The 25289-nt window shown below is 32.4% G+C and carries 23 protein-coding genes; 8 read left to right on the forward strand and 15 right to left on the reverse strand.

Annotated features, from left to right (window positions below):
• On the reverse strand, positions 1–1248 hold the full coding sequence (locus CLORY_RS14425) for a DNA polymerase Y family protein (RefSeq protein ID WP_242954426.1): 1248 nt from the start codon (positions 1246–1248) through the stop codon (positions 1–3).
• Positions 1249–1395: 147 nt separating this feature from the next.
• Between CLORY_RS14425 and CLORY_RS14430 the strand changes: the two genes are divergently transcribed.
• Positions 1396–2046, forward strand: a complete 651-nt coding sequence (locus CLORY_RS14430) for a superoxide dismutase (RefSeq protein ID WP_079425684.1) — start codon at positions 1396–1398, stop codon at positions 2044–2046.
• A gap of 239 nt (positions 2047–2285) precedes the next feature.
• On the opposite strand, the gene CLORY_RS14435 is transcribed toward CLORY_RS14430, so the two are convergent.
• Complete coding sequence (locus CLORY_RS14435) at positions 2286–2714, reverse strand: GtrA family protein (RefSeq protein ID WP_242954427.1); 429 nt, start codon at positions 2712–2714, stop codon at positions 2286–2288.
• A 466-nt stretch (positions 2715–3180) separates the two neighbouring features.
• Between CLORY_RS14435 and CLORY_RS14440 the strand changes: the two genes are divergently transcribed.
• Positions 3181–3555 carry a DUF11 domain-containing protein gene (locus tag CLORY_RS14440; RefSeq protein ID WP_169911632.1) on the forward strand — a complete coding sequence of 125 codons (375 nt, stop codon included), beginning with the start codon at positions 3181–3183 and terminating at the stop codon, positions 3553–3555.
• 60 nt (positions 3556–3615) lie between these two features.
• Positions 3616–4110, forward strand: coding sequence for a DUF11 domain-containing protein (locus tag CLORY_RS14445; protein ID WP_079425688.1), 495 nt, complete (start codon positions 3616–3618; stop codon positions 4108–4110).
• A 90-nt stretch (positions 4111–4200) separates the two neighbouring features.
• Here CLORY_RS14445 and CLORY_RS14450 read toward each other — a convergent pair whose 3' ends face one another.
• Both CLORY_RS14450 and CLORY_RS14455 read right to left on the reverse strand, forming a co-directional pair.
• Positions 4201–4920: a peptidoglycan-binding domain-containing protein gene (locus tag CLORY_RS14450; RefSeq protein WP_079425689.1), complete on the reverse strand. Its 720-nt coding sequence runs from the start codon at positions 4918–4920 to the stop codon at positions 4201–4203.
• Between the two features lie 812 nt (positions 4921–5732).
• The gene (locus CLORY_RS14455; RefSeq protein WP_079425691.1) at positions 5733–6752 is read right to left on the reverse strand and encodes a LacI family DNA-binding transcriptional regulator; all 1020 of its coding nucleotides are present in this window, start codon (positions 6750–6752) and stop codon (positions 5733–5735) included.
• Positions 6753–7088: 336 nt separating this feature from the next.
• On the opposite strand from CLORY_RS14455, the gene CLORY_RS14465 reads away from it, so the two are divergent.
• The 4 genes from CLORY_RS14465 to CLORY_RS14480 are packed head-to-tail and all read left to right on the forward strand — an operon-like array spanning position 7089 to position 11902.
• Positions 7089–8315 carry a sugar ABC transporter substrate-binding protein gene (locus tag CLORY_RS14465; protein WP_079425695.1) on the forward strand — a complete coding sequence of 409 codons (1227 nt, stop codon included), beginning with the start codon at positions 7089–7091 and terminating at the stop codon, positions 8313–8315.
• Between the two features lie 36 nt (positions 8316–8351).
• Positions 8352–9284: a carbohydrate ABC transporter permease gene (locus tag CLORY_RS14470; RefSeq protein WP_079425697.1), complete on the forward strand. Its 933-nt coding sequence runs from the start codon at positions 8352–8354 to the stop codon at positions 9282–9284.
• 1 nt (position 9285) lies between these two features.
• Positions 9286–10134 carry a sugar ABC transporter permease gene (locus CLORY_RS14475; RefSeq protein WP_079425698.1) on the forward strand — a complete coding sequence of 283 codons (849 nt, stop codon included), beginning with the start codon at positions 9286–9288 and terminating at the stop codon, positions 10132–10134.
• A 13-nt stretch (positions 10135–10147) separates the two neighbouring features.
• Positions 10148–11902: an alpha-glycosidase gene (locus tag CLORY_RS14480; RefSeq protein WP_079425700.1), complete on the forward strand. Its 1755-nt coding sequence runs from the start codon at positions 10148–10150 to the stop codon at positions 11900–11902.
• A 132-nt stretch (positions 11903–12034) separates the two neighbouring features.
• Here CLORY_RS14480 and CLORY_RS14485 read toward each other — a convergent pair whose 3' ends face one another.
• The 9 genes from CLORY_RS14485 to CLORY_RS14525 all read right to left on the reverse strand — a co-directional run bounded on the left by CLORY_RS14485 (position 12035) and on the right by CLORY_RS14525 (position 23586).
• Positions 12035–14803, reverse strand: coding sequence for a YfhO family protein (locus CLORY_RS14485; RefSeq protein WP_169911633.1), 2769 nt, complete (start codon positions 14801–14803; stop codon positions 12035–12037).
• Positions 14793–15737, reverse strand: a complete 945-nt coding sequence (locus CLORY_RS14490) for a glycosyltransferase family 2 protein (protein ID WP_079425704.1) — start codon at positions 15735–15737, stop codon at positions 14793–14795. The genes CLORY_RS14485 and CLORY_RS14490 overlap by 11 nt, the downstream gene beginning before the upstream one ends.
• Positions 15738–15977: 240 nt before the next feature.
• Positions 15978–16373 carry a bacteriohemerythrin gene (locus CLORY_RS14495; RefSeq protein WP_079425705.1) on the reverse strand — a complete coding sequence of 132 codons (396 nt, stop codon included), beginning with the start codon at positions 16371–16373 and terminating at the stop codon, positions 15978–15980.
• An 87-nt stretch (positions 16374–16460) separates the two neighbouring features.
• Positions 16461–19133, reverse strand: a complete 2673-nt coding sequence (locus tag CLORY_RS14500; RefSeq protein ID WP_169911634.1) for a YfhO family protein — start codon at positions 19131–19133, stop codon at positions 16461–16463.
• Complete coding sequence (locus CLORY_RS14505) at positions 19108–20064, reverse strand: glycosyltransferase family 2 protein (RefSeq protein WP_079425709.1); 957 nt, start codon at positions 20062–20064, stop codon at positions 19108–19110. Before CLORY_RS14505 ends, CLORY_RS14500 begins: the two co-directional genes overlap by 26 nt.
• Before the next feature lie 135 nt (positions 20065–20199).
• Complete coding sequence (locus CLORY_RS14510) at positions 20200–20682, reverse strand: hypothetical protein (RefSeq protein ID WP_079425710.1); 483 nt, start codon at positions 20680–20682, stop codon at positions 20200–20202.
• 88 nt (positions 20683–20770) lie between these two features.
• Positions 20771–21814 (reverse strand): GH25 family lysozyme, encoded by a 1044-nt coding sequence (locus CLORY_RS14515; protein ID WP_169911635.1) that lies wholly within the window; start codon positions 21812–21814, stop codon positions 20771–20773.
• Positions 21815–21830: 16 nt separating this feature from the next.
• Positions 21831–22112, reverse strand: a complete 282-nt coding sequence (locus tag CLORY_RS14520) for a hypothetical protein (protein WP_079425714.1) — start codon at positions 22110–22112, stop codon at positions 21831–21833.
• 406 nt (positions 22113–22518) lie between these two features.
• A complete protein-coding gene (locus CLORY_RS14525; protein WP_079425715.1) occupies positions 22519–23586 on the reverse strand; it encodes a glycerophosphodiester phosphodiesterase family protein in 1068 nt (355 codons plus the stop codon).
• A gap of 176 nt (positions 23587–23762) precedes the next feature.
• Here CLORY_RS14525 and CLORY_RS14530 point away from each other — a divergent pair, with 176 nt between their 5' ends.
• Complete coding sequence (locus CLORY_RS14530; protein WP_079425717.1) at positions 23763–24221, forward strand: hypothetical protein; 459 nt, start codon at positions 23763–23765, stop codon at positions 24219–24221.
• A 171-nt stretch (positions 24222–24392) separates the two neighbouring features.
• Here the strand turns inward: CLORY_RS14530 and CLORY_RS14535 are convergent, their stop codons facing one another.
• Positions 24393–24620, reverse strand: coding sequence for a hypothetical protein (locus CLORY_RS14535; protein WP_079425719.1), 228 nt, complete (start codon positions 24618–24620; stop codon positions 24393–24395).
• Positions 24613–25155, reverse strand: a complete 543-nt coding sequence (locus CLORY_RS14540) for a helix-turn-helix transcriptional regulator (RefSeq protein WP_079425720.1) — start codon at positions 25153–25155, stop codon at positions 24613–24615. The genes CLORY_RS14535 and CLORY_RS14540 overlap by 8 nt, the downstream gene beginning before the upstream one ends.
• Positions 25156–25289: the final 134 nt, after the last annotated feature.

A 25289-nucleotide genomic window follows, 5' to 3' on the forward strand; every position in this document is an offset into this window, starting at 1 on the left:
TTAAGACTTGTTTTCCTGTTCATCTTTTCCTGCCATAGGGCTGATATCTGTATTAATAAAACCTGCTCTGAATATAGATTTGTTACCAAACTTTTTTCTTATTTTATCTATAGCACTATCTATGTTTTTATTCTTTTCATCCACTTTATTATTCTCTAATAAAGAAAGTTGATTGAACCGTTCAAAACAAAGACTCCCCACTCTTACTTCCAGCAGCCTGATCGGTTTTCCATTCCAAAGTTCCTTTAACAATCTGCAGCTTATATCAATAATATCATTTGTAGAATCAGTAGGATTAAGGAATTTCAGTTGTTTTGAGCTTTTCTTAAAATTGCTGTCCTTAATCGTTACTGCCACTAACCTGCAGCAATACTTACTTTCACGAAGACGAGCTGCTACAGTTTCAGCTAAAGACATTATTACTAATCTTCCATCATTATAATTTGTTATATCAATAGAGGTAGTAGTAGAATTGCTTATGCTTTTTAAGTCTTCAGGTTTTTCTTCTACAACAGGAGAATCATCTATACCATTAGCATACTGCCTTATCATAATACCGTACTTATGAAATTTTTCTTCTAATATATCAGCATCATAATTAGCTAGATCTTCTATAGTATGAATATTGAGTTTACTAAATTTAAGCAGTGTAGCCTTTCCAACCATAAACAATCTTTCTATAGGTAGCGGCCACATTTTTTCTTTTACTTCCTTTGAAAATAGTGTATGTACTTTATTAGGTTTTGTAAAATCAGATGCCATCTTTGCTAACAATTTATTATCTGCTATTCCTACATTCACGGTAAATCCAAACTGGGAATATACCTTATCTTTTATATCATATGCAAGTTTGAGTATATCAGGATATATTCGTTCCATATTAGTAAAATCTAAAAAGCATTCATCTATAGAGTACTGCTGAAACACAGGCGTATACTGTTTTAGCATATTCATAAGCTCTTTACTTGCCTTTGCATATACATGATGCCTTGGAGGTACTACCACCAAATTATTGCATTTTCTCCTTGCTGAATAAAGCGGCTCGCCGGTGGTTACATTAAACTTTTTTGCCTGCATAGATTTTGCAAGCACTATCCCATGCCTGCTCTCCTCATCTCCTCCGATTACAGAAGGTACAGTTCTTAAATCAAGTTCCTCTCCACGTTTTAATCTATCAACAGCCTCCCAAGATAAAAAAGCATTGTTAACATCTATATGGAATATGATTCTATTGCCTTGGTTCATCATATATGTTCACCTCGTACCAAACTAATATATTTAGTATACAGAACATGCGTTCTTTTGTAAATAGAAGCATATTTCTTTTTCTCCTATTATATAAACACTGAACAAAACATATACATATAAATAAGATGTAATTTTAGAGGTGATTTAATGTATAACCTAAAACCAGAAAAATATAATTTTGGTTCCGTAAAAGGCATGTCAAAGGAACAATTAGATGAACATTATAAGCTCTATGTAGGTTACGTGAATAAGCTAAATGAAATATGGAATAAAGTTTATATTCCTGCTAATTATACTGACAGTAATCCTACGTACTCAAATATGAGAAGTTTAAAATTAGGAGAAACATATGCTTTAGATGGCGTAAAGCTTCATGAACTGTATTTTGAAAACATGACTAATGGAAATACTCAGCCCTCTGGACACTTACTAAATTCAATCAAAAGTCAATTTTCTTCATATGATAATTTTATTTCATATTTAACAAATGTTGCTCTATCAGTAAGAGGATGGGCTATCCTTACTTTAGATTCAATAGATAGTAAACTTCATATAATAGGAAGCGATGCACATGATGTAGGAGCTGTATGGATGAGCTGCCCTATATTAGTCCTTGATGTATATGAGCATGCCTACTTTATGGATTTTGGAACAAATAGGAGAAAATATATAACAACATTTATCAATAACATTAACTGGAAAGTTCTAAACGATAGATTTGATAGGTACCTTGCTTCGATGGGTTCAATAAAGACAAATAATTATGAATTTGTAGATTCTAGATCAATAAATAACTAATAAAAAAGGGACGTATAAACTTTGTAAGCAAAATGCCTTCTAAGATTATACGTTCCCATACTCTACTTTTCGCTATACTTACTTAGTAATTTTTGTAGTTCCTGAGCATCTAACAATTTTTGCTTTATAATATCCTCTACTGTCAAGTCCATTCCTATACTCCTCTATATAAATGATTTAGCCTCAAGATTATTTTTCCCGTGTACAAAACTTTTATTCTTTTTATATCTGTTGATTTTCTATCTTTTCGCACCAGACTTTCTAAAAATAAATAGTTTGCTGAATACATAATTAAGAATAACTACTCCTACATTAGCTATTACTTTTGCCACAATATCATTTAAGTTCAGAATTGATATAGAAACAACCATGACTGCAAGATCAAAGAAACCAGATAACAATCTGCACGAAACGAACGATATAAATTCTTTAGTTATTCCTTTTATCGTCCTCTCATCACTGTAAAATACATATTTTCTATTGGTAATATAAGCAAAAAGTACAGATAATACCCAAGCGATTGTATTACTAAATACATAATTTAAATTAATTACTCTCTCCAAAAGTCCATATGTTACAAAGTTAACTATTGTAGTTGCAACACCAAAAAATAAATATGCTATAATTTCCTGATATTTAGTCATTAGTTTCATTATTTGCTTATACATTTCATCTTCCCTTCCTAATGCAAAAATAACCTTATGGGTTAAGTTATATAGGGATTTTCCTGTATAATTATAAGCATATAGCCATATGCTGTCAACAACCAGCATATGAAGGCCGTGTTATTTTCTAAATTTATTTTAATAAAGGGTAATACAGTTGGTAAGGGTGGTAACCAACTGTATTATATATCGTTTTACAGATATAAAAAGCTTATGAACTTATAATATCTAATATTTTTGTCAACTATATGACAGTTTTGAGTATTATTTGTTAACGAATCAAAAACTTAAAAATTTTAGTATAGTTTATTCACTATAAACTTATCGCAATCATATGTTATTACTATAATAATCTTTATTACTTAGAAAGAGCTTGATACAACTACCTAATACCAAACGTGTCTCATATAGTATGAGCATTTGTATATAAGTTTATATAGTATAAGCAATAAAAAAGAAGGTGACCATCTTGTCCATAGTAACAAACAAGGCTACTGCTAAAGGAACAAACACTCTTTTAGCAAGCGGAAATGCAGCAGTTACAGTAAATGATGCTGAAACAACATTAAACGTAACCAGTAGTGTTTCACCTCTTGTGCTATTAGTAGGTGAAACACTTATATATACTATAACTGTTACTAATACAGGCGATGCAACAGCTACGGATGTCATAGTTGAAGATACTGCTCCTCCACAAATCAGTTTTAATTTTACAAACGCATCTACTACTGCTGGAACTATTGATTCATCATCAAACACAAACTATATAAAGGTTAATGTCGGCGACTTAAATTCAGCCTCTTCCGCTATAATAACAATACCTGCTTCTGCGATATCAACTTAGTGGCAATAAAAACCCCGGGGTTAAACCCGGGATATAAATAAAAAAAGGAATGAAGTATTTATGAGTAGTTCTTCTATTTGTGAAAATCTTAGGATTTTGGCTTCCGGAGTTAAGATAAAAACTAATGTTGGTTCCTCTAATGCTGAAAGAGTTAATAACCCAGATCCTATTATCAGTATCTTTAACTCACCATGTCTTGTTATTGTCCAATGCATAAACAAGTGTATATTTAGGGTAAATGAGAATTTAACATATAATATTCGCATCATAAATAGAAGCTCGATAGATATAACTGATTTATGCCTAATAGACATATTACCTAAAAATACTAAGCTAGTATTCTGCAATGCATCAAGTGGATATTCCGCATACTTAAGAGATAAATTATTCTTTAAATTCTATAAAATAAAAGCTCTTTCAGCCCAGGAAATCACAATAACAGTCTTAGCAACTAAAACTGGAATGATAGAAAATTGTATTTATATTAAATCTCAGCAGCACAATAGAATATCCATTAATAACCCATCAAAGCAAATGAATATTATAGTTTCGTAAAATAATTATTATGAGAATAAAATCTCGATATACTGGTAACACTAATAATACTCCTATTTAGATTTGGCACCTTCGGGTGTCTTTTTTGTACTATTCAAAAAGTTCTTCCCAAGTTTTTATTTCAACTATACCATCCATCTTTAACCCTCTTACCTTTTGAAAACTTCTTACAGCAATAAGTGTTCTAATGCCAAAAATACTGTTAATTATAGACTTTAAATATCCTAGTTTTATTAACCTCTCCTTAAGAATTAGAACATTATTATCTTTCTTAAACAAATTAAATTTTAATGCATGTCCAGGATATTTAGGTGCGTCTTTTTTAGGTTGATCTATATACTCTATAAACGGGCACTTAAACCAGTGTGTCCACATCGTAGCTCCTGTTCCTGCAAGCGGAGTCTTTATCACTCCGTATTTTGTACCATGAGCCTCTATGACATTCCCATTTCCTACATATATGCCAATGTGCCCAGGCTTCCATACACATACTCCACATAGTTCAGGTATAGTAGATATTACTCCTCTTTCTCTAGCTTCACTATACATAGTATCAGCAGATACATCTGTACTGGCTTTATATTTACCACCCCAATAATAGCTTTTTATCAGTCCAGCACAATCCGCAGTTGGCCTTCCAAGCCAGTTACCTTTTATATAGTCAACATATTTTCCTACTGATTCAGGATATTGCTTAGCTTTTTGCATTAGAATTTTTTCTGTAAGGATTTGTCCAAAAGTTCCCCATACATAGCCCCATTCCTCTGAAAGTGCTTTTTCAGCATGGTTTACTAGTCCTTTATTGTCCATGATTATTCCCCCAGATCATCTTTAATTTTTTTAGTAAATTTATTCTTCATATAAAATGCAACACATTATACAGCACTAATTAAGCAAACTTATATAGAAATAAAGAAATTAATTTGGCTTTTTATGCTTCCTCCTGTACTAGTTATATTATTTTAATTTTTGAATGATGCTACAATAAAAAAGGAAATGTTGTGGCACTACGGAGATTAATCCGTTCATTAAGCACTTGTAACACAAATTTTATGCAAATTTTCTAATTGGGGCAAACTCGGCTACGCCTCAAACACTGCCCTAATCTTAACGAAAATTTGCATAAAATTTGCTAACAATTGCTAAACTTACTCTATATCTCCTTCGTGCCACAACATTTCCTATGCCCTGACTCTTAATATTCACAAAATACTCTTATTATACTGCTTCTGTTGCCTTCTTATCTTAATTGACTAACTTCAAAATATATTATTGTTTCTTTTTAATTTCTTCGTAAATATAATGCAACATTTCTTTATTTAGTACTCATTTTTCTTATTTTTAACAAAAGTATGTCTTAACATTATCCAAAAGTTATCCACAATTGGTAAAAAACATAAATTTCTTGTATATTATGTAGTTACACCCTTTTAACGAAACCGGTAAACTACACGGTGTTAATGTAAAAATTCAAGATAGCTATATGGTTCGAAACCATTAGCTTTAACTGTTTCAATCATGCTGTAGACTACTGCGCTAGCTTCAGCTCCTTTGGGATTTCCACTGAAAAGCCAATTTTTTCTACCTGCAGATATCATATTTCCAAAGAGGTATACTCATGACTACGGATTAGACACACTGGATTCCCTTATTATTAATTTAGGAGATACAAGAGTCATTTCATTTTGCAGATTTGGGTTTTCTATTTTCTTCATTATAATTTGCGCAGCTAGTTCTCCAAGTTGAAAGGTGTCTACATCTAGACAGGTTAACGCCGGAGTTGTATAGGCAGAAAAAGGTTCGTTGTCAAAGGTTACAACCCCTATATCCTTCGGTATAAATAATCCTTTTTCCTTGAGCGCCTGTAGTGCTCCAAAGGCAACAAAGTTATTTACGCATATAAGAGCATCAATTTGAGGAAAATCTGTAAGGAGCTCAAGCGTTAAGCCATATCCGCTTTCTTTATCTGAATTGCCTTCTTTTATACAGTAATTTGCTTTATCAAAATCTAATCTGGATAACACGTTTCTATAACCCTGCAGACGATTAAAAGATATAATTTCATTGGATTTACCTCCAATAAAGGCAATGTTTTTATAACCTTCGTTTATTAAATGAGTAGTTGCAAGTTCGCCGCCTACTGTATTATTTACATCTACCCAGCTTACATCAGCAAAGTTTTTAGGTTGACCTATGAGTACATAAGGAAAATTTAAATCCTTAAGTTTGCAGATAATGCTTTCATTTATAATAGAAGCAGGTATTATAATTCCATCTACTTTTTTGCTGTATACTAATCTATTTAAAAATTCCTCATTGCTTTCAAGTGAATTTATATTCGAAATTGTTAACTCGTAGTTTTTTTCACCTACTACGTTTTCAACACCACCAATGATGTTGTAAAAAAAGGGATTTAAAAAGTACTCTCTTTTTTTAACATCTACTAATAATCCTATGTTAAAGCTACTTTGATGAGCTAATTGTCTGGCTAAATTATTAGGTATGTAATTAAGTTCCTTCATAATGTCTTTAACTTTTAATTTGGTTTTTTCAGATATACTTTGATCGTCATTAATTACCTTTGATACTGTAGATTTGGATACATTTGCAGCTCGTGCTATATCATTTATAGTAATTTTCATTTAAATCCCTCCACAATTAAGAAACTGGTTTACTAAATATTATAAAGCATTTGTTATGTTTTTTCCATATTAATATTAAAATAAATATATGAAAGTAAAATATGTACAATTAAATTTCAGATGGCAGTGAATGCTGTAATTATAAGCATTTTCAATGATATTATAAATTATAATGTTAATAAAGTAATACTGAAAGTTATTGAATTTATAAATAAAATGCAAAAAATATTAGCAGTAAAAGTTTACAAAAAGCCTATTGATTTTTGTAATAATTGGTATTATACTTTGATTAGTAAACCGGTTTCTTAAAAAAAGAATGAATGGGGGAAAATTTTAATGAGTAAAAAATTTTTAAGTTTATTATTAGCCGGAAGCTTAATTACAACTGTATTTGCAGGTTGCGGATCACAGGGAGCTAATGCTAGTAAAACAAAAAAGTCAAATGAGCAGGTTACTATAAAGGTTTGGCACATGTTGGAACCTAAGGTAGTAGATACTATTAAGGAAGCTTTTAAAGATTTTGAAGATAAAAATCCTAATATAAAAGTAGATTTTCAGCGTCAGGAAAACTTAGGCGATAAGGTAACTATGATTGGAAATTCTAAGAATGATGTAGACCTTGTAGCTGCTCCTCATGATTGGGTAGGTAAATATGCAGCTATGGGAGTTATGAGTGATATAACAGATAAAATAGATAAAAAGGTGTTTGACGAAATAATTCCTTCAGCAGTAGATGCAGTAAAATATAAAGGAAAAGTATATGGAGTTCCATCCACTGTGGAAACTGTTACCCTTTTATATAATAAGGACATGCTACCAAATCCTCCTAAAACTACAGATGAGCTTTTACAAATTGCAAAAACTATGACTAAAGATGGAAAATATGGATTCTTAACTGTTCCCAATGATGTATATTTTAATTCTGCATGGATTTACGGATTTGGAGGCAAAATTTTAGATGATCAAGGTAATTCAGTATTAAATAGTGAAGGAACTATAGAAGCCTATAAATTTCTTCAAGAATTAGCACAATATTATCCTAAAAATTTGGATGCAGGTATGGTAAATGACTTGTTTAAAAATAAAAAGGCTGCAGCAATAGTAGCAGGACCATGGTCTATTAAAGATATTAAAGCAGCAGGTGTAAATTATGGTATTGCAACTTTACCTGTAATCAGTAAAAATAATCAAAAACCTACTCCTTATATGACTGTGCAAACTATGATGCTTTGCAAAAATAGTAAGCATAAGGATGCAGCAATTAAAGTTATGGAGTTCTTTGCAGGAAGTAAAGTTGGAGAAGCTTTAGCAAAATCAGCAGGATCTATACCAGCTAATACAAGGGCTTATGATTCTCAAGAGGTAAAGAGTAATGCAGAGGTTATGGGTTATATGGAACAAGTTAAAACTGCTATAGCTATGCCTAATATTCCACAAATGGCAGCTGTATGGGAACCAGTTAAAAATTCATTAACTAACAGTGTAGTATTAAAAGGAGATCCAAAGAGTGCTATTGAAAAAGCTGATAAGAAAATTCAAGAAGATATAAAAAATATGAAGTAAAATACAAACGTTTGTACAAATTTAAGGAGGGTGATTATGGTAGAGCCAAAGACTAAGATCATTTCAACCAATAGCAGGAAAAACAATTTAAACATATTTTCTAGAGTTAACAGAGAAAAAGGAGCATATTTCTTTACTTTGCCAGGTAATATTGTTTTGTTGATAACAGCCATATTTCCCGTTCTGTATAGCTTCTATTTATCTTTTTTTAACATGAACGTTTATCATTTTAGCAATTTTAGTTTTGTAGGATTAGAGCAGTATAAAAAAGTTTTTTCCCAATTGGATGTTGGTTTCTTTACAATTTTGATTAGAACTATAGTTTGGACTATTGTAAATTTATTACTTCAAGTAATACTGGCATTGTTTCTTGCTTTACTACTAAACGTAAAGGATCTTAAGGGAAAAGGCATATACAGAACCATACTTATATTACCTTGGGCAATACCCTCCTATATTTCAGCATTAATATGGAAAGGAATGTTTAACTATGACTTTGGTGTAATAAATATTGCACTAAAGTCCATAGGCTTAAGAGGTGTAGAATGGCTGAACAACCCTATTTGTGCCTTCTTTGCTTGTGTCATAGTAAATGTATGGATGGCTACCCCTTTTATGATGATTGTAATATTAGGAGGACTTCAAAGCATAGATACAGAGCTGTATGAAGCAGCTAAAATAGATGGAGCTACTCCTTGGGATTCCTTTAAGAACATTACTATTCCTCTTTTAAAACCAGTAATGTTTCCAGCTGTGGTACTTACCGCTTTTATTACCTTTAAGCAGTTTGATATCATTTACCTTATAACAGAAGGAATGGGTGGAAAAACTGATCTTATCATTACTTATGCTTATAATACCTTTAAAACTAATAATTATAGTTTAAGTGCAGCCTTTTCTATAGTTATATTCTTAATTTTGGTAGGTCTGACTATTGGAAACATGAAATTTTTAAAGGAGAAGAAATAGTATGAAATCAAATAAAAAAGAAGTGTTAAAAAATTTCGTAATACATGTAGTGTTGATTATTTGCTGCATTATAAGTATATTTCCTATACTTTGGATTTTTTCTTCATCAATAAATACTAACAATAGCTTAGTAAGCACTACTATAAGGCTTATTCCTGAAAAACCAACCTTAATGCATTATAAGAGTATTCTTTTCAATGGGCCTTTCTTAACATGGCTTACTAATAGTAGCATAGTTTCTATAAGCACTACTTTATTATGCTTAGTGCTTGGAACAACATCTGCTTATGCTTATTCTAGGTTTAGATTTATGGGAAGAAACTTAGGACTTAATGTATTTTTAATACTTAATGCATTTCCTAATATATTATCAATTGTTGCTTACTATAAAATTTTAAAAATATTTAATCTTTTAGATAACCAATTGGGTTTAGTCATAATCTGTACAGGTTCTCAATTAATTTTTACAGTTTGGAATTTAAAAGGATACTTCGATACTGTACCAGTGGAAATAGAAGAGGCAGCAAAGATAGATGGAGCAACTATGCTGCAAATGTTCTGCAGGATAATTTTACCGCTGTCTAAGCCTGCTTTAGCAGTTACGGCTATGTTTGCTTTTATGGCTGGATGGAACGAATATGTACTGGCAATGACATTTCTCATTACCCCAGAAAAGTTTACTCTGCCTGTAGGGCTTTGGTCACTGCAGCAGAATTCCAGTTCTTATGCTACTAACTGGCCTTTGTTTTCTGCGGGTTCTTTAATTGTAGCAGTACCGGTAGCGGTAGTATTCTTACTATTACAAAAATCTTTAGTATCAGGGCTTACTCTTGGAGGAGTAAAAGGCTAGAAGGAGGAGCAATATGTTAAAGGAAGCAGTATATCATATGATGGATTCAAATTATGCTTATGCTTTGGATATAAATACATTAGTTATTCGCATAAGAACAAAGAAAAAAGATATAAAAAGATGTATTCTCTTTTATGGGGATAGATGTTATGAAAAAGAACCTATTCTAATGGATAGTGTTGAACTCAAAGTAGTTGCAAGTGATGCTTTTTTCGACTACTTTGAAGTTGAGTTTAAAACAAAGTGGAAAAGGGTATGCTATTATTTCCTATTAGATGATGGCAAAAATACATTGTACTACTATGGAGATGAGTTTCATGAAAAACTAGAGCATCAAAGGTCGAAGTATTATCAATATGCTTATATTAGAGAGAAGGATATCATAGATGTTCCAGTATGGGCCCAGGATTCCGTTATGTATCAAATTTTTCCTGACAGTTTTGCTACAAAGAAGGGGGTTATCCAAAAGCAGAAAAAGACAATTCAACTTGAAGGTGGTATTTGCTGCGAGTCAAATTTAGGAGGCAGTTTAGTAGGTGTTACAGAAAACTTGCCATATATAAAAGAATTAGGAGCTAATTGTATATACTTAACCCCTATTTTTAAGGCTATATCTTTTCATAAGTATAATACTATAGATTATTATGAGATAGATCCTTGTTTTGGGACAAAGGAAGATTTTAAGGAATTAGTAAATGAGTGCCATAAATTAGGCATAAGAATAATACTAGATGGAGTATTTAATCATACCAGCCCATATTTCTTTGCCTTCAAGGATATATTAGACCATGGAGAAAAGTCTAAATACAAGGATTGGTATTTAATAGATAGTTTTCCGGTTAAGGTTTCTTATCCGCCTAACTATGAGGCTTTTGCTTATGTGAAGGATATGCCTAGGTTAAATACTGCCAATGAGGAAGTAATTAATTATTTTATGGAAGTAGGTAAGTATTGGATTAAGGAATTCGACATAGATGGTTGGAGACTTGATGTGGCGAATGAGATTGATCACGATTTTTGGGTTTCTTTTAGAAGAAATATTAAGTCTGTAAAAAAAGACGCTTTACTGGTGGCAGAAATATGGGAAAATGCCCAAAGTTTTCTCTCTGGAGACCAGTTTGATTCCAGTATGGATTACAATTTTATGAATGTTTGCGAAGAATTTTTTTCAGCAGGTAAAATTAGCGTAACAGAATTTGATCAAAGATTGGCTAATCTTAGAATGAGGTATAAAAAGCCTATTCAAAAAGTTTTAATGAATCTCTTAGATAGTCATGATGTAAGAAGATTTCTTTATACTTGTGGCGGTAATACTGAAAAATTAAAGCTATCTTCCTTTTTCCAAATGACTTATGAAGGAATGCCTTCTATATTTTATGGAGATGAAGTTGGATTAAGTGGAGTAACAGAATTAGAGTATAGAAGACCTATGGAATGGGAGAAGGAAAAACAAGATAAGAGTCTTTTAGAACATTATAAGAAATTAATAAGTATAAGAAATGGACATGCTGCTCTAAGAAGAGGAGCATATAGAACAGAAGTAATAGATGAGATGAAAAAAGTTTATGGTTTTACAAGAATTTATGAGAATGAAAAAGTTTTAGTACTTTTAAATAACAGTGAATTTGAAACAGAAATCAGTATAGCTATAGATTCAGATAAGCTTTTCTTTATGGATTTATATAGCAACAAGGAAATAAGTAAGGATGAAACTGGTAATATTTCAGTAGTTCTACCTGCTTATTCTGGTGCTGTTATACCTATGTAGTTCTCACAGAGATATAGCTGAAGAATACATTTCTTATGAGCATTCGATTGGCTTCAGGTTTTGATGTGATGACCAAAAGAAATGTAATTTTCTTCTTAACTATATCTATAATAATTCAGTGTCCAGAAGATTTCACACCCTATATATTCTCGAATGCTTAAAAACAGATAGAGAAGCGCAAGCATTTATGATAACTGCTCCTATAAATACGAAAAACGCTATTAAAGATATAAAGCTTCCAGGCAACAATCCGGGAGTACAATAATCAAGTTCAATTTGGTGTTTACCTAGTTGAATGGGTATAGCCATATACATAATGTTAGCTTTATAAATGCGGGCGCTTTTCCCATCAACCTTTGCTTTCCAACCGCTGCTGTAAGGAACAGCTAAACAAAGTAATTTATTTGACTTCAAATTCACTTTTCCAGTTATACGGCTGCCAGATACTTTTATATTCCTCATTGAATTTTCTTTGAGTTCTTTTACTTTGCCTGCATAGCTGTTCATCGGTACACTAATAACCTCCATCTTGTCATAAGACAGCTTTCCCTTTGCATCTGTGTAAACCACAAAGTTTGATATACCTTTTTTATAATATCCAAGATTAATAACAGCATCTTTTCTGCCATAATAATAGATTTCAGATTTATCATAAAACTTTGCAAATTTGATAATATTTTTTGTTTGAGCTATTACATTTACTCTTGAAGCTCCACTAAATCTTACGTTCTTAAGTAGTAAATAAGTTTCACTGTTAGAAAAGGGCTTCATGGTGTACTCATTTTCTCCATAGTGCTTTTCATACTCAGGCTTTATTGTTTTTTCACTGCTTTTTCTGTATCTTACATCAACCGTTTCTGAAGTGTAATTTCCTTTTTCAATACCGCTTATATCAGTATTTTCTGTCAAAATAACATTGCTAAGCATAGCCTGCTGTTTATCTATAGGATTAAGCTTTTCAAAGTCTTTCGTATCCATACTAGTACTATAGCCATAGCCTAAGGGCAGCGCATACCTATTTTTATACAGCTTAGCTTTCTCACGTTTTGAATTTATATTTTTAATAAACTTGTATCCATAGGGAACATCGCCCTTTTTTTCTTTCATTTCTATGCTGTATTTAACGGATGCCAATTCATTTAAAACTGTCCTATTATCTAAATTATATATTCTATGTGGACTAAGCACCCCTATTATATCCAGCTGCTGAATATAATTCGAGTAATTAGAATTTATAAGACTAAAGTAAGATGCTAAACCTTTATATCCAAGCAGCATGGATTCATTACTGCTCAGTTCCTTCAATTCTCCAGCATTATCATAAGTATATCTATATGTATCTGTTCTAAAAAAGGTAGAGTCTTTTATATGTTTTATTGCCTTTAAAGATGAGTTTCTAAGATTATTTCTATATTCATCTCTATAGCTGTATTCATTAATTATATTACCGAAATGTTTATTATAAAACAGATTTCCATTTATACATATGCTTATTATCGTTAACATAACAAAAGTATAAACAAATATGTCATTTTTAATGTATTTCCTGCACCTTTCAACTATAAACAGTATTGCAATAAAGCCGGCTGATATTGATATTCCTATAAAATCCTTATGGTAGCCCATTATTATACTGATAGTATTTACTGCAAATATTGCTGCAACCCATAGAGCACTTCCAAGCCACACAAAATTCGAAATACCTTTTTTTAGCGAAGGAATTACTAGTGTGAAACTAAACGCTATGACAAATGCAAAGCCAAATATCCAGCGATTAGAAACATATGCAAAGCCGTTAAACACATAGCCTGCAGCAGGTATGCATATAAAACATAAACCTGCTAAAAAACCGAATTTAACAGACTTCAATTTTTTATTCTTGCTTACAAATAATAATATTATTACAAGCACAGCAGTGGCAGCAAAACCCAAACAACTCCAATAGCTGTCCTTGGTTATAGTATTTTTTACAGCATCAGCATGATCCCAATAATTTTCACTGGCAATGTAGGTAAAGCTTAAAAACAGCCTTCTGAAATATTCTAGAGGATAAAATAAAAACACCCCTGTACCGCTCTCAGCGTAGCGAGAAGTTTGTTTCATTACCATAGCAATAGGAACCAATATAAAGGCAGCCATAGCTGTGCCAAGTATATAGCTTATAATTCCTTTACCCATTACTTGAACGAGATACTTTATGTTTCTACTGATATCCTCAATACAGAAGCACCTGATAACTGCATAAATGAACGTCAGGATAGTCAGGATAAAGAAGAAATAAAAATTGCTGACAGCAGAAAGAAAAATCATCATTATAAATAAGCTTGGTGATTGTTTTTTCAGTATCTTTTCTACACCAATAAACAGTATTGGCATATATATAAGCGGATTAAGAAAGAAGGGATGTTTAATATAGGTAAGCGAAAAGCCGCAAAACATATAAACAAAAGCCCCAGCAAAAGCAGCTGTCTTATCTTTTTTCTGATAAAAACAGTATGCTGAAAAGGCTAATCCACTAAGATAGAGTCTAAGTATAACCAAAAAATCATAGCAATTAGTCATATATTTTTCAGGAAAAAGCACGACTAATAATGCCAGCGGATCACCTAGGCAGTAGTAGTGGAGTGTTGTTATTATATCTGAACCTTGTCCTATTTTGAAGTCCCACATAGGAAAACTTAGTTTTCCTGTAGTAAGCAGATGTTTTATGATACTTCTTAAATAATGAGAATAATATATAAGCGAAGTATAATGCTGGTCGGTGCCATCGGAAATCCATATAAAACTTTTATTTTCAATCATAAATGGCATAAACACTATACAGGATACTATAGTGAATAGACATGTAAATATTAAAATATAACTGGTATTACTGTTTTTTATAGCTTTTCTATTTGTCATTAGTAACATACTCTTCTTTTTCTATGTATATAGGTCTATGCTTGCTTTCCAAATATGTCTTTCCCGTATATTCACTTAATATCCCTATGCATAAAAATTGAAGTCCGCCTATAAATAATATAATACTTATTATCAATATAGTTTTGGATGGGGAATGTCCCAAAATAAAACTTTCAAAAAACATTCCTGCCAATGCTGTAAGGGAAACCACTGTAAAAAGCACTCCTAATACTGAGGATATAATTAACGGAAATGTAGAAAATCCCACAATACCTTCTATAGCATACTTAAACAGTGACCAAAACGACCATTTGCTCTCGCCTGCAATTCTTTCTCTATTCTCATACTCAATCCATTTTGTGTTAAATCCTACCCAACCGAAAATTCCTTTAGTAAATCTGTTATTTTCCTTCATTTCCAAAATAACTTCTACCATCTGCCTTGTCATAAGTCTAAAATCTGATGCTCCATCTACCACTTCAGCCTTTGAAATCTTATTAATAATCCTGTAAAATGCTCTTGCAAACAGAGATCTGATAGGAGGCTCTCCTGCTCTTGTAACCCTTCGCGCCGCTACACAATCATATTCACCATCTATAATGCCGTCATACATCTGTATTATCATTTCCGGCGGATGTTGTAAATCGGCATCAATCAGCGTTACATAGTCGCCTTTTGAATGCTCCAGTCCTGCATATATTGCAGCTTCCTTTCCAAAATTTCTGGAAAAGGACACATATTTTACTCTATAATCCTTCATTGATACCTCTTTAATGTAATCTAAAGTTCCATCTTTAGAGCCATCATCTATAAACATGTACTCAAAATCTACTTTGTGCTTCATTTTCTCATATATCTCATTCATCTTTCTATAGAAGAATGGCAGCACTTTTTCCTCGTTATAACATGGAATTATAATCGTTAATAGTTTCATTATATATTTGCACTTCCTCTTTTACTAATACCCAAAACTGCCTTTGTAATTACTTTAGAAAACTTATCAGCAATTTACCATTACAATAGTATACCATATAATTGTTTGATGTCAATTATATGGATTAATGGTCTATTTATGTCACATTGTATTATGATTCCATGTTAATTAGTGTTGGAAGTTCTGTGGTCTAGAAAATACGCCAATGGTTAAAGGTCTAAATGACCTTTATCTGCTATACTACCTGCTTTCAGCTATAAGCTTGTCCTTTTCAATGATATGCTCACCAATCCAGTTAATGATGAATTCTATTATAGACAGCAGATATTCATCCTGGTTCATATCAACCTTTTCCAGATCTACACTGTTAATTTTCTTGATAAATTCATCATGTTCAACCTTTTGAGAAAAAAAACGCTTATACCCAATCTTAGTCATATAGCCCTCTTCCCATTTGAAATGAAAAGCGGCATATTCTCTTAATTCATTTATTACGGCTATTATTCTGTCATATTTGTCTATGTAAATTTCATTTTTTAGAAGCTCATATGCCCTTTCACCTATTTCAAATATCTTTTTATGCTGTTCATCAATCTCCGTAATTCCAACTAAATATTCATCTTTCCACTTTATCATCAACCGCACCTCCAAAATTTTTGTCTTAATCTATTATTAACAAATTATGATTCTTTTTTCAATATAAATACAAATAATTTTTTGCAATTATTTCTTTAGAAATAGAAAAATGAATAAAATGGAAGCTCCTATAGATATAGCTGCTCCTGTTTTTAATCCAGGCGTACAATAAGTCAGCTCAACATTATAATTACCCTTTTGCAATGGTACAGCCATATACATTATATTGGCTTTATATATAAGCGCATTTTTCCCGTCAACTTTCACCTTCCATCCACTGCTGTAGGGTATTGAAAGATATAATATCTTATTCTGCCTGATAGTTATATTTCCAGATACTGTATTATTAGAAACACTTATGTTTTCTAACCTTTCATCTTTAAGTACATTTATCTTGTCAGCATAGTCATTCATTGGTACACATACAATGTTCATCTCATCGTAGGACAACTCTCCAGCCTTGTTAACATAAAGCATGAAATCGGATATGCTGTTTTTAAAGTAGCCAAGATTGATTACAGCATTTTTTCTTCCAAAATAATAAGCTTCGCCCTTGTTATAAAACTTTGCAAATTTAATAGTATTATCAGTTTCAGCAATCAAATAAAATTTAGAAGCTCCGGTAAATTTAACATTTTTAATCACAACATAAACTTCACTATTGGGTACTGTTTTAAATGAATAATTATGGACATGGTAAGGTCTATAATATTTAATATCTATCTTTTGATTTCTTATCTCTTTATAGGGCACCTTTATAACTTTTGAAGAATATAGCTTCTTATCATTTCCTCCAATATTGATATCGTCTTCTAAAATCACCTTTTCCAGCATCACCTGCTGCTTATCTATCAAATCTAATTTTTCAAAGTCACTAGCCTTTATAGATGAAGTATAGGTATATCCCAGCGGCAGAAAATATTTATTTTTATAAAGCGTAATCTGATCCTCAGCCAAATGCATTTTTTTTATAGGTTCGTATCCGTAAGGAACAGCTGAATGCTGCTTCGCGGACGAAAGAAAATATTTTACAGAAGCCAACGCATTGAGGGTTGTTCTATTATCCAAACTGTAAATCCTGTTAAGGTCTAAAATCCCTATTACATCTAATTTATTAATATACCTTGAATAATTAGGATTTATCAGGCTAAAATATGTAGAAATTCCTCTATAGTTTAACAGCATAGCTTCATTATCACTTACTTCCCTTCTCTCACCTGCTTTTGTAAAGCACCATCTATAGGTATCAACTCTAAAGAAATCTGAATCTTTTATCTTTGCAGCAAGCTTCATCGGTGAATTTATTATATTTTTTAAGTACTCATTTTTATAGCTAAACTCGTTTATTACCTTTCTATATCTTCTGTTATATAATAAATTGCCGTTGACACAAATACTTATAATTGTAAGCGCCGCAAAAATGTATTCAAACCCTCTGTATCCAAAACAGCTTCTATATTTATAGGCAAAAAATACAGCTGCGCTGCTTACTATCAATGCCGCAGCCGGTATATATTCTCCTTTATAGCCAATAAGCCATATAAAAATATTTACATCCAGCAATAGGACGATCCAAACTGTCACCGAAGCCCAGGTTGATTGATTAATATGATTTTTTAAATGGGGCTGAACCACAGCAAAAACAAGTGCTGTAACAAATGAAAATCCGAAAATCCATCGGTTAGAAACATAAGCAAATCCGTTGAATAAATATGCTGCTGCAGGAATTGTAAAGCAAGCTACGCCAATTATAAAAGCTATTTTAAGCTGCTTAAAATTAGGCGATTTACTGTGAAAAAGACTTAAAACCACAAATACGCCGGTTGCCGGATAACCTAAGCAGCTCCAATAATTGATTCTTGGTATATAAAAAAGGCTGGAAAACACCTCCGAATAATATTGAATTGGATAGATGCAGATTAACCCTCCTCTGCTTTCACCAAATCTTGAAGTTTCTTTCATCACAAGAATTATGGGCAGTAAAACAAAAGCTGCCATTGCAATACCCAGCATATAGTACATGAAAGCTTTGACTGCAGCAACCAGAAAATCCTTCAGCCTTTTTGACGTCTCATCGATATAGAAATAGCGTATAACAGCATAGATGAACACCTGGAGACTAAGCATATACAAAAAGTAAAAATTGCTGATTGCAGATATGAAGACAATGCCGACAAAAATAAAGGGTTTTTCCTTTTTTAGTATCTTATCTATTCCAAGAAATAGTATTGGAAGATATATTAACGGATTAAGAAAGAAAGGATGTCTTAGTGCCAGCAGTGCATAGCCACAGAAAGTGTAGACAAGTGCACCTGTCAGCGTTGACAGCTTTGACTGTTTTATGTAGAAGCAATAAGCCGAAAAACTTAGGCCGCTGAGGTAGAGTCTAAGTATTGTAAGAAAGTTATAACACATTTCCATTTTAGCTTCATCGAAAAATATTGATAATACCGTCAGCGGATCACCAATGCAATAATAACTTAACGTAGTTAATATATCAGAGCCCTGTCCAATCTTAAAATCCCACATAGGTAATTCAAATTTACCTTCAATAAAAATTTTCTTTATGAGGTTTCTTAAATATCGTGAGTAATATATTAATGAAGTATAATGCTGGTCCGTCCCATCTGATATCCAAACGAAGCTTTTATGTTCAGCTATAAACGGAGAAAAAATTATTAAACCCATTAGGGCAAATAAAGCTGAATATATTAGTATATATCTTAATTTCTCATTAATTCTTGCTTTTATCGTTATCATAGCTGCTCTCTTCTTTTTCAATATATATTGGTCTGTGTTTACATTCCAGATAGGCTCTGCCCACATACTCACTCAGGATTCCAATACAGAAAAACTGCAGTCCGCCGATTAAGAGTATAACACTAACAAGCAGTGAGAGGTTTGATTTAAAATGCCCTAAAGTCATATATCCAAATATCTGTATAACTAGTGATATAAATGAAATAACAGTAAATAAGATTCCTAATATTCCAGCTATAGCTAAAGGCAGCATCGAAAAATCCACAATAGCCTCTATGGCATAGTTAAAAAGAGACAAAAAAGACCATTTGCTCTCTCCTGCAATTCTCTCTACATTCTCACATTCAATCCATTTAGTATTAAAGCCTACCCATCCAAATATTCCTTTTGTAAATCTATTACTCTCTTTCATAGCAAGGATTACTTCAACCATCTGCCTTGTCATAAGCCTAAAATCTGATGCTCCTTCAGCTAAATTTGTGTTAGATATTTTATTGAATACACGGTAAAAGGATTTAGAAAAAAAAGACCTTATAACAGGTTCTCCAGTTCTAGTAACTCTTCGTGCAGCAACACTGTCATAGCCGCCTTCTATGATACTGTCATACATCTCAATTATCATTTCCGGCGGGTTTTGAAGATCAGCATCAATAAGTACAACATAGTCGCCTTTTGAATGCTCAAGTCCTGCATATATAGCTGCTTCCTTGCCAAAGTTTCTAGTAAACGAAACATACCCAACTCTCCTATCCTCTGCTGCAAGCTTCTTAATATACTGAAGTGTGTCATCCTTTGAGCCATCATCAACAAATATATATTCAAAAGCGATTTTCTCGATCATTTTTTCGCTTATTTCATTTATTTTTTTATAAAAAAAGGGTAATACCTCTTCTTCGTTATAGCATGGAACTACTACAGATAATAATTTCATCGTCTCAATCTCCCGTAATTGTGTCGTTCCTATACCCAATCTTTATTTAACATACGGAACTCTAAATAAGTTTTGAGCTTTTTAATTTCCACATAAATAGCCAATATTATTATCTGCAATAATGGCCGTACTATTCTACCTTTCAATATTGCTAATATGATATTTTTGCAAGCTTTTAAACTGAACATGTTTCTTAGATATGCCAAGTGTATTGATAAATATAAATGTTAACTTAAATACGGTCTCCAAAACGTTTATTTCACTGTCATCCAGAACTATCTTTGTACCGCTTTTCTCAAACTGCAGCAGCATTTTATTGAAAAAATCCAACGATACTTTAACCTTTTCTTCTATAGCTGAAGCAGAATCAACAGCCAGTGCATAGCTTACCGCACGTAAAATCACACTCATTATTGAATTTGCCTTCTCATTGTTAAACCCAAGCTGAAGCAGTAAATTCCTTGCAAAGGTAACTATACTTTCAGCAGTTTTTATATATTTTATTCCAAACTTTTTAGCAGTAAAAAAGGCAAGCACAGCGATTATGATTACAAATAATGCTGTACCTGCCGTTAATAGAACATTAGAATTAATGAACATACTTGTTAAATCTTTCATGTAAGATTCCTCCTTATTATATTTTCTTTATGTTTTTCTAAGTAAATTAGAGCATTGCAGCAACTACAAGGTTTGAAAATTGAATTTTCTAAGCTAATAGTTTTGACCAGGTAGCAGCACCAACTATACCATCCGTCTGTAACCCCTCAGCTTTCTGATAGCTTCTTACCCTGCTCTCAGTTAAGCTTCCAAAGCTCCCATCTGCCCCATAAGGTTTTAATCTGCAGCCTTTGCAAATTAGGAGTGCTTGAAGCAGGAATATCATGTTACCCTTCATACCTTTTTTAACAACTATAAGTTTACTTCTGGTAGCTGGTCCAAAAACGCCATCCACTTTTAGCTTAGCCTTATATAGTTTGTTAAGTTCTATCTGCAAGCCCTTAATGACCGCTTTTAGTGTCTCATGCCCAAATTTATTATCAGCTTCAATATGCAGGCGATATAATAAGTTAAGTCTTTCCTGTATATCCTTAACTGATAATATGGCTGGAGAGTTTTTAATTTTGCAAGATTTATCATTATGCTGAAGGGCTTTAGCAGGCTGCTTTAAACTGACAATATCTGTACAGAGGTAGTTCATATCAACATGTCCGCTTATACCAGCTACGCTGCCAGAGCTTGAGTACTGCCAAATATCATATCTTCCATCATAGTCCAGTGTGTCATTATATCTGGCAATCCATATTTTATGTGCCATGAGCCTACTCGCATCCAGTTTACTGTCATACCAGCTCTTGCTGGCATAAACCATAGTAGTAAAGCCTGCTTCTGCTACTGCACTTAAAAATGTATTAGTTATGTCAGTCAACGCAGCTTTGGTTAGTTCTGCAAGAGACTTGTCTTCCATGTCTACAACCAGTGGATATTCAAAAGTTTTACCCATAACCGCTGAAACAAAACCAGCAGCTTCTTTTTTCGCCTCATCTGTTGACTTTGCATAGCAGTAATGGTAAGCTCCCACTGCTATACCTGCCTTTTTAGCACCTGAATAATTCGATTCAAACGCTGGATCTTTATGGTCTTTGCCATAGCTTGCCCTTATAATTGCAAACTTGATTCCGTCATTTTTAACCTTGTTCCAGTTTATTGTTCCCTGCCATTTTGAAACGTCAATTCCTTTAATTTTACTCAAACTAATCACTTCTTTCCTATTCTTCCTTCTCTAATATGTCCAGCCGGTGATGAGCAGATTTTGTGCTTTCTTCAACCTTCACAAGCCTTTCAGTGATATCCTTAATCTGCCTTCCTTGATCCTTTATATCCAGCCGGATATCATCGACGCCCTTTGACACATAGTCCAGTTTGGTTTCAACTCTTGTAAAATCACCAGACTCCTTTTGAGTATCCTGCCTGAAATAACGCGAAACTGTGTAAAGCGTTGCAAATACACCTGCTATAGAACATATTATCCCGATAGAAACATCAATCATAACACACCCCCTCTCTGAAAAAGGCTGCAACAATACCGCCTTATGCTGTAACCTTCTTATTCTCTAACTTCTTTATACGCCAATCTTCAAAAAAATCACATTTTGGGGTAGAAAAAAGGTATGCTACTTTAAAAATCAGCATACCTTTTACAAATATTATTTAGTTGTCGTGAATTAAAGTAAAACACCTAATGCACAGTTCATTCTTTTAAGCCAATCCATAAATCATCTTCCCTTCAATAAAAAGTATAGAAGAAATACTATCTTATGTCACAACAATTCCTGAGCAAGAAATGTTTAGTGGTAAGCAGCGAATTGAAGCTAAGGAAATTTATAGACCATGGGATCTGTTAAGTATAATACCTCTTGATTTTTAACAACTATCTAGTACCATAATTAAAATTGATCATTTTAAATCTGCATATGTTATAAAATTAGTACAAATTAAATCTACGCCGCTTTTTAAAAGTTTTTGTGCCGCATTCACATCGTCCACAGTGTGAGTTAATACACACATTCCATTTTGTTTAACTTCTTTTATCATTTTATTGGTTATATCGCCTTCAAATATTGATACTACAGCTATATGCTTACTTTTACACCACTTAATTATTGAAGGAATATCTTTAATTTTATCGCTCTCAACAAAATACTCATAATATTTGAAATGATATACACTGTTTATTCCTTCATACATCTCCTTGCTGCCGGCTTGTATTAAAACCCTGTCAAGCAGTTCTTTATCGCTGTTAAATGCTTGTACGATTTTTTCAGTAGTCTCAATAGCAGTTTCCCTATCTAAAATCCTCAAATCCAAATTAAAATAAACATCTTTATGTTCTTTCATATATTCTACTATAGTTGATGCATCTACAGTTGTATACTTTCCTTGAATTTTAGTATTCATAAATTGGTCATAGGTCATAATAGGATTTTCTGCATTATAAGGCACCCCTGTCTGTGTATAACTGAACTTGCTCCAACCATGTGAGCAAACTAGCCTATCATCAGCAGTTAGAATAATATCTGTTTCAATAAACTTATAACCGTTTTTAGTCGATTGTTCTAGCCCCTCTAACGCATTGCTGTAGGTATATTTATTTTCTAAACCTCCTAGTGCGTGTGCAACTAACTTGTACTTAAACGGTTCAGGAACATTATTTACCGTCACTGACCAGTTATATTTATAGTCTTTATTTCCTATTTTATAGCTGCAGGTTACGTCAGTCTTACCAATCGATACCGCTGTAACTTGTCCGTTTTTATTCACCGCTGCAATTTTACTATTAGCTGAACTCCACTTTTCGTTACATATTCTTTTCGCTTTAGGCAGCTGTAATTGTGATACTTCTTCAACAATAAGTGACAATTTGTTCTGAGCTTTGCTTTCGATGGCTAAAGTTTTAACATTAATTATTGAGATTTGTAGAATAATTAAAATACATATTAGTAACAAAGATGCTATTTTTTTCATGATTATCCCCTCTTGTATGAAAAATTTACGCTATATACAAGTATATACCAACTCATTGCATATAAGAAGAAGTTTTTACAAATATCACCGTTTACTTTATCGAGATATTAGAATAATATAAGTATGGAATTAATACATATAATTTACTAGTCACATTATAAAATTAGGAGGTTCCCATGAAAAATCATCTAAAAATTAATACTACTACATTTTACAAAAGTATCTCACTGCTTTTGCTGTCAAGTATATTCTGTTTAACAGCAATCTTAGTTAACTTCAGTGCAATTAATGTCCGTGCAGCTTCAAAAAAATATACAGTATATTATCACATCAATAAATTTACTCAAAAAAATTCATCAAGGTATCTTACTGTTGATAAACTTTATTGGGTTTCAGATTCCCATCATGCTGACGACTATTATATTATCAATAAAAGCAAAAAACTAAGAACTTACAAGGTTTCAAGCAAAGTAAAGTTTTATATAGTATTCAAGGACTATAATGTTATTCCAGAAACAAAAGTAAATTACAGTGAATTTAAAAAGTATGTTATGAAAGAACCAACATATTACATTATCCAGCTTAAATTTAAAGGAAATGAAATAATAGAAGCTCGTGAAATTTATACACCATAAAAAAATTCCATCCAACGTAGGCTAGAATTCATTCATTACGCAATTACACCCTTGCTATAAGAAAAAATTGAGAGACTTACGTTGGAATAATATCTTCTCCGTTCACTCAGCCTTAAGCATTTACAAAGGATTATTTTATATAGTTTGCTTGCAAATTTTTCATTTCTTTCTTCATATCTTTCTAATAGGAAGCCATAGTTTGAATCCAGCTAATCCCGCATCACCAATATTAGGATCTTTCCACCATTCATTTGAAAAAATCTGTTCTTCCCTGTGCCGCCTTTCTTCTAAATCAAATTCATACCCATCCATTTCTTTTAAGCATTCAGATATAACTTTAAAAGCTGTTTGCATAGAAGAACCAATATCTATATTTCCATCGTCATGAAATTCATTCAATGCAACGACGAGCAGTATAATCACTTAAGTTGTTAATAGCCCAGTCTCGTAATAAATCTCCAGCAGCACTCTCTGGGGCTTTACAGTTTACAAAGAAAGAAACCACACGGTCATTGCTGTGTTCCTCAATATGGACCAAAGATTTCATGTTCAAATTAAAATTTCCTCCATTAATTTTAATTTGAAATGAAATGCGCGGGTAGTCAGTATATATACCAAGTTTTCGAGTAATTGTAGGAGGAACACCATGAAAAGTCTGAAATGCTCGCGTGAAGGCTTCAGGAGACTCGTAATTATATTTTTGCGCTAACTCAATTATCTTTATGTCACTATTCAATAAATCATTCGCTGCTAAAGACATTCTTCTGCATCGTACATATTCTGCTAGCGTAACATCCGTAACAAAATAAAACATACGTTGAAACCTAGATAGAGAGCAACATGCTATTTCAGCTACTGCTAAATGGTTTATTTTTTCTTCAATATGTGCTTCAATGTAATTAATGGCTTCATTCATTCTTTCCGACCATTCCATTTTATCTCACCTCGTATAATATGTTTATAGCCAAGTAAAACTGGTTATAAACTTATCTTTTTTGTAGTATAGAGGTAGGAGACATCTTTGAGGAATTCTCCCTCATCCTATTTTCATCTATACAATTAATATTT

The organism is Clostridium oryzae (assembly GCF_002029235.1).
GTDB lineage: Bacteria > Bacillota > Clostridia > Clostridiales > Clostridiaceae > Clostridium_AE > Clostridium_AE oryzae.